The 4680-nt window shown below is 64.9% G+C and carries 5 protein-coding genes; 3 read left to right on the forward strand and 2 right to left on the reverse strand.

The features are described from left to right. Positions 1-462: 462 nt before the first annotated feature. Both U9980_RS22690 and U9980_RS22695 read right to left on the reverse strand, forming a co-directional pair. Positions 463-810, reverse strand: coding sequence for a helix-turn-helix transcriptional regulator (locus tag U9980_RS22690; RefSeq protein WP_322749383.1), 348 nt, complete (start codon positions 808-810; stop codon positions 463-465). Further along, the gene (locus tag U9980_RS22695) at positions 800-1177 is read right to left on the reverse strand and encodes a hypothetical protein (RefSeq protein ID WP_322769792.1); all 378 of its coding nucleotides are present in this window, start codon (positions 1175-1177) and stop codon (positions 800-802) included. Before U9980_RS22695 ends, U9980_RS22690 begins: the two co-directional genes overlap by 11 nt. Before the next feature lie 230 nt (positions 1178-1407). On the opposite strand from U9980_RS22695, the gene U9980_RS22700 reads away from it, so the two are divergent. The 3 genes from U9980_RS22700 to U9980_RS22710 all read left to right on the forward strand — a co-directional run bounded on the left by U9980_RS22700 (position 1408) and on the right by U9980_RS22710 (position 4529). Further along, on the forward strand, positions 1408-2067 hold the full coding sequence (locus U9980_RS22700) for a hypothetical protein (protein WP_322769793.1): 660 nt from the start codon (positions 1408-1410) through the stop codon (positions 2065-2067). A gap of 1196 nt (positions 2068-3263) precedes the next feature. Further along, complete coding sequence (locus U9980_RS22705; RefSeq protein WP_322769794.1) at positions 3264-3452, forward strand: hypothetical protein; 189 nt, start codon at positions 3264-3266, stop codon at positions 3450-3452. Between the two features lie 402 nt (positions 3453-3854). After that, the gene (locus U9980_RS22710; protein ID WP_322769795.1) at positions 3855-4529 is read left to right on the forward strand and encodes a helix-turn-helix domain-containing protein; all 675 of its coding nucleotides are present in this window, start codon (positions 3855-3857) and stop codon (positions 4527-4529) included. The last annotated feature ends 151 nt before the right edge of the window (positions 4530-4680 follow it).

Below are 4680 nucleotides of genomic sequence, written 5' to 3' on the forward strand. Positions count from 1 at the left end.
CGGATATCTACATCGATGTCCTGGAAGACGTCCGCCGCGGCACGGCGGCGAGCATGGATGGCATCCTGGGCCGGCTGGCCTCACCGACCCGGCCGGATACTACGGAGCGTGACGATGGCGAGGGTGGCGGTGGGACGTCCGCGGGGCTCTGACCTGCCTCAACCAGCGTGCGCTCGGAGGGACTCGAATACCCAACCTCTTGATCCGTAGCCCTCGGCGCACCGTCCACGAACGTCCACCGACGTCTGTCCCCGTTGCAGTAGTACTGCAGTACGCAGCCGCGAAAGCGGTGGTTACAGCGCGTTGGTTCACTCGATAGATCCGAAGATCACGGTCGTTTCTCTGCGGCCGCTGGTCCCGGTAGCGAGCAGCCGGGTGCCGAAGGGCGTCTCACCCGGCTGACGGGGGCATTGATCACTTTGATCCCGGATGACCTGCATCGGGCGAGTTGGTGGATCCGGACTATGCGATCTGGGCGAGGTCGAGGACCGTTTCGTGGCCGTCCGCGAAACGAACAATCATGCTGACCTGTCCGCCGATGGCCGCCAGGTAGGCGTTGAGGGTGGACAGCAGCAGGTCGTGGGGTTGTTCCAGACGGCTGATGGCGGCCTGGGTGACGCCCATGCGCCGGGCGAGTTCGACCTGGGTAAGTTCGGCGGCTCGCCGCAGCGCGGCCAGGCCCATGGCATGGGTTCGGTCCGCCTCGGCCATGTCCTGGCGGACCTGGGCGACGTCGGCGGCGATGTCGGGCCGGCTGGCGAGCTGGCGGATGCGGTCGTTGCCACGGATGAACGTGACGTCATCTGTCATCGGGGCCTCCCTTCTGGCGCAGCCAGGCATCGATCAGCGCCTCTCCTCGTGCTGCCGCGCTGGTGTAGAAGACGTCACCGATCGTCTTCTTGTCGAATCCGATCAGCGCGATCACGGCATGGTCGTCGGTGGGGAACCAGCAGATGATCCGGACGGCGACGGCCGGGTCGAAAGGGTGGGCGACCCTCCACAGCTTGTGGCGGCGGGCCTGTCGTACCTGTTTGAAGGTCGCGGACTCCTCGACAGGTTTGGCGGGGAGGTCCGTGAGCGCCTGCAGCAGTGCGATCGCGACAGTGAGGAGCCGGCCACCTTGTTCTTCCGCGTGGGCGAGCCAGCGGTCGAACTCCTCCGTCCAGTCGACGATCACCTCCCGAGTATGAGCTCCAGTTAATACAACGTCAAGTTAATGTGCCCCCGTGGGTGTCGTCGGCGCTGGTCCGGCTGTCGCTGCAGGACAGATGCGCTACACGTGGGTGCTGGGGTGAGCCGATGCTGTGATGCAGTCGTTGAAGGACCGGGACGAGAGCACACCGTTGAGGCGCGCAGGCTAGGCGGGTGAGGTCCGGGTACGGCAGAGTTGATGCTGTGTCCAGCTCCGTGAGCTTGCCGCCCGTGCTGCAGTGCGGGGCATCCGCGGTCGCAGCCCAGCTTGCGCCCGCCGCGGGGCGGGCCTGTCGCTTCAATGCTCTGGGGGCCGAGGTCCTCCTGTGCCTGGGCCTGGACCAGGAGGAGCACAACCGGCGCCAAGGGGATGGTTTGGGCGCGGTCGTCGATGTCGGCGTACTGGATCTGCTGTTGAATCTCCCGCTGGGCCGGCCGGTCAGCCACGCGAGCCTCGGTGGACGGGAGCGGCGCACCGTCGCCAAAGCGCCGTCCGGGTGCCTATACGTCGGTGATGAGTCGGTGATCAGGCTTGCTCGTCCACCGGTGAACGTCGAGTTGGCGGTGATCTCCGCTCGTGGGTGGCGGCTGGGGCTGGAACGGGCAGGCCGGTTCACGCCGTTCTGCGCCCGCGCGATCGTCTTGGATCGCGCACCCCGGGACTTGTCGGCGGCCTGCGTGGAGGCGGATTTCTACGGTGTCGGCCTGTTTCTCATGAATGGAAGTTCGGGCGTCGAAATGCTGGTCGCGCCGGAGCCCTACCGGCCCGTGCGAGTCTCGGCCCGGAGATGGTGGTTCGCTGAGGAGGCATACCGGGCGTACCTGGCCGAATATCCTACGACCCGTGAGCAGGCAGCGGAGTTTTGGCATGCGTAACCGGGAGAGTCGCGAACCGTCGAATGTCCTTTGATGGCTCGAAATGGCCCTCATCCTGCAGTTTTTTAATCTTTGTGAATGGGTCGGTTCGGCCGCCGCAGATTGCCAGCCCTCCGTGGCGAGGATCGAGGCCGGCCGGTACCTGCAGGCCGTGGGCGTCGGCAAGCAGAAAGATCCGTTCGGAGAGCAGGCGCTCCGCCGGGGTGGCGGCCGGCCGTGGCGCCGGAACGGGCGGAAGCAAAGCCTCGTTGTTCATGCGTTACCTCGTGGGCTGGAGCGACGGATCGGTATCGGCGCCAGATGACAGGTAGAGATCGCGGAATTCGTCGGAGGCGATTAGACTCCCGCTTACGGTAACCCAACACGGATATCTCGACCATTAGTTCGGCGGTACTGCCAGTCGCTGATCGCATCCAAGGCCAGTGCCCGCGATGTCGGCGCGGGGCTGCGAGGAACGTTCGAGCAGCTCGCCTATGATTGTGCGACCACCAACCGTCGTGACATCCACCAAGGTGATCCTGACCTCTGCGACCGGCTCCTGCCGCCGCGCCTGCACGTAGTTGCAGCGGTCGCGGACCGCAACGGCCTGTTGCGTGCTACGGCTTGACCACCACCGGCTCCCAGACGCCTGGTGATCGCTCGCGTGGCGATCCCATGCCCCTGCGTCGCAGGCCATCCCCACAGCTACAGGAAACGACCGCCCGGAGCATGGACGACGTCCTCGCCAGGCTGCACAGCCAGTCAGCTACGGACAGTGACGAAAGTGGGGAGAAGGGTCGGGCCGCGAGAAAGTGATCGTTTCCAACCTGTCTCAACCGTGCGTGCGCTCGGAGGGACTCGAATCCCCAACTTCTTGATCCGTAGTTCTCGACGATATGTCCATTGATGTCCACCGGTGCAGGTCGCGGGCTCGGGGTCGTCCACCGACGTCTACGGACGTCCATCCCCGTTACAGTACAACTGCAGTACACCGTCGTTTTCGCCCGCAGCGACGGAATGTGAGGAAGTGTCCGATCCGCCATCGAGGCGGCGTGGCGCGTGGCGCTCGCCGTCGTGCGCAGGCCAATCATGTCTGCTACAGCCGACAGGGCGGTGAGCGTCCAGCAGGTAGGTGGTAACCCGGCCTGGCGACGGGCTGTGTTGCTGATCCGGGGGGCATTCGGCGTACTGTAGATCGTATGAGTCGGGTGGTTCACGTGCCTTACATCGTCGAGCAGGACGAGACCGGCTGGTTTTGCGCACATGCTTCTCTCCCGGGCGGCGGGGCCAATGGGGAGGGCCGGACTCGGGGCGAGGCGATCGAAGACCTGCGTGCAGCGTTGGAAGGTTGGTTTGCCGAGTTCGGCGCGCCGGACGAGCTGGCGGTGACGGTCGGCGTGGCCTGATGCCGCCGGTCCCCGCGCTGCGTGGCACCGAGGTGGTCAAGGCGCTGGAAAAGGCCGGTTTCACCGTGTAGAAGACCTCCCACCCGGCCGGCGCGTGGTCGAGCACGTGGCATTCGCCGGTTTCGAGACCGTCGTAGAGCCGGTAGCAGGCAGGCCTGATGCCCTCACATGAGAGCAGGAAGCCCAGGTCGGCGCGTGTCAATGCGGTTTGGGTTCTCCACAAGGATCACCGTGCGGTCTATCGGTAGATTATGACCAGAGTGGGGAATTTCGTGATCGTCCATATCTGCATGGTTGGGCTGCATCGTGGACTGCGGCGATCCCATGAGCGAGAGACGGTCAGGGCGTGGCGAAGCCGCTGCCGGTGAAGGCGGTGCAATGGTGGCGGGCTACGGTCGCGGTGTGACCCCTACGTATGTTCCCGTTGAGGTTAGCCAGATCGCCCGCTGGGCAGGCGAGGGTGAGTCCGATCGGCAGGAGTTCAAGGAGTCCACCGGGCAGCGGACGGAGGCCGCCAAGACGCTGTGTGGGATGGTCAACCTGCACGGCGGTCGGCTGCTGTTCGGCGTCACACCCGATGGCCGCGTGGCTGGTCAGGAAGTGCGTGAGAGCACGCTGGAGAAGCTGTATGAGGCGCTACGGGCATTCGATCCGGAGGTCACCCCGACGATCGAGACTGTCGAGATCGAACCGGGTCGCCACGTCATCGTGGTGACTGTCAGGCAAGGTCGTTACCGGCTGTACCGTTACCGGGGAACCGCGTACAAGCGAGTCGGCGCTGTCACCACTGAGATGGGCCGCGAGGAGTACCAGCGGCTGTTCCTCGAACAGGTGCATGCCAGCGATCGGTGGGAGATCGAGCCGGCGAAACTCACTCTTGACGATCTAGACTTTGGCGAGATCGTCCGAACCTTGGAAGACGCCATAGCCCGTGGCCGGATCGGCGATCCGTTCAGCCGTGACCCGGTCGAAGTGCTGCGCGGGTTCGGTCTGGTCAAGAACGGGAGGATCATCAACGCTGCGGTCGCGTTGTTCGGAAGATCGGATCGGTTGCTGCCGGACTATCCTCAGTTCTGATCAAGCTGGCGAGGTTCCGTGGCGTTGTCCGTGGCGAGCGGATGGTCGACGAGCGGCAGGAACACGGCAACGCCTTTGCGTTGCTGCGTCGTGCCGAGGAGTTCTGCCGTCAGCACCTGCCGATCGCGGCCCAACTTGACCCGGACAGCAT

The sequence above is a fragment of the Protofrankia sp. Cr1 genome (assembly GCF_963555865.1).
Lineage (GTDB): Bacteria > Actinomycetota > Actinomycetes > Frankiales > Frankiaceae > Protofrankia.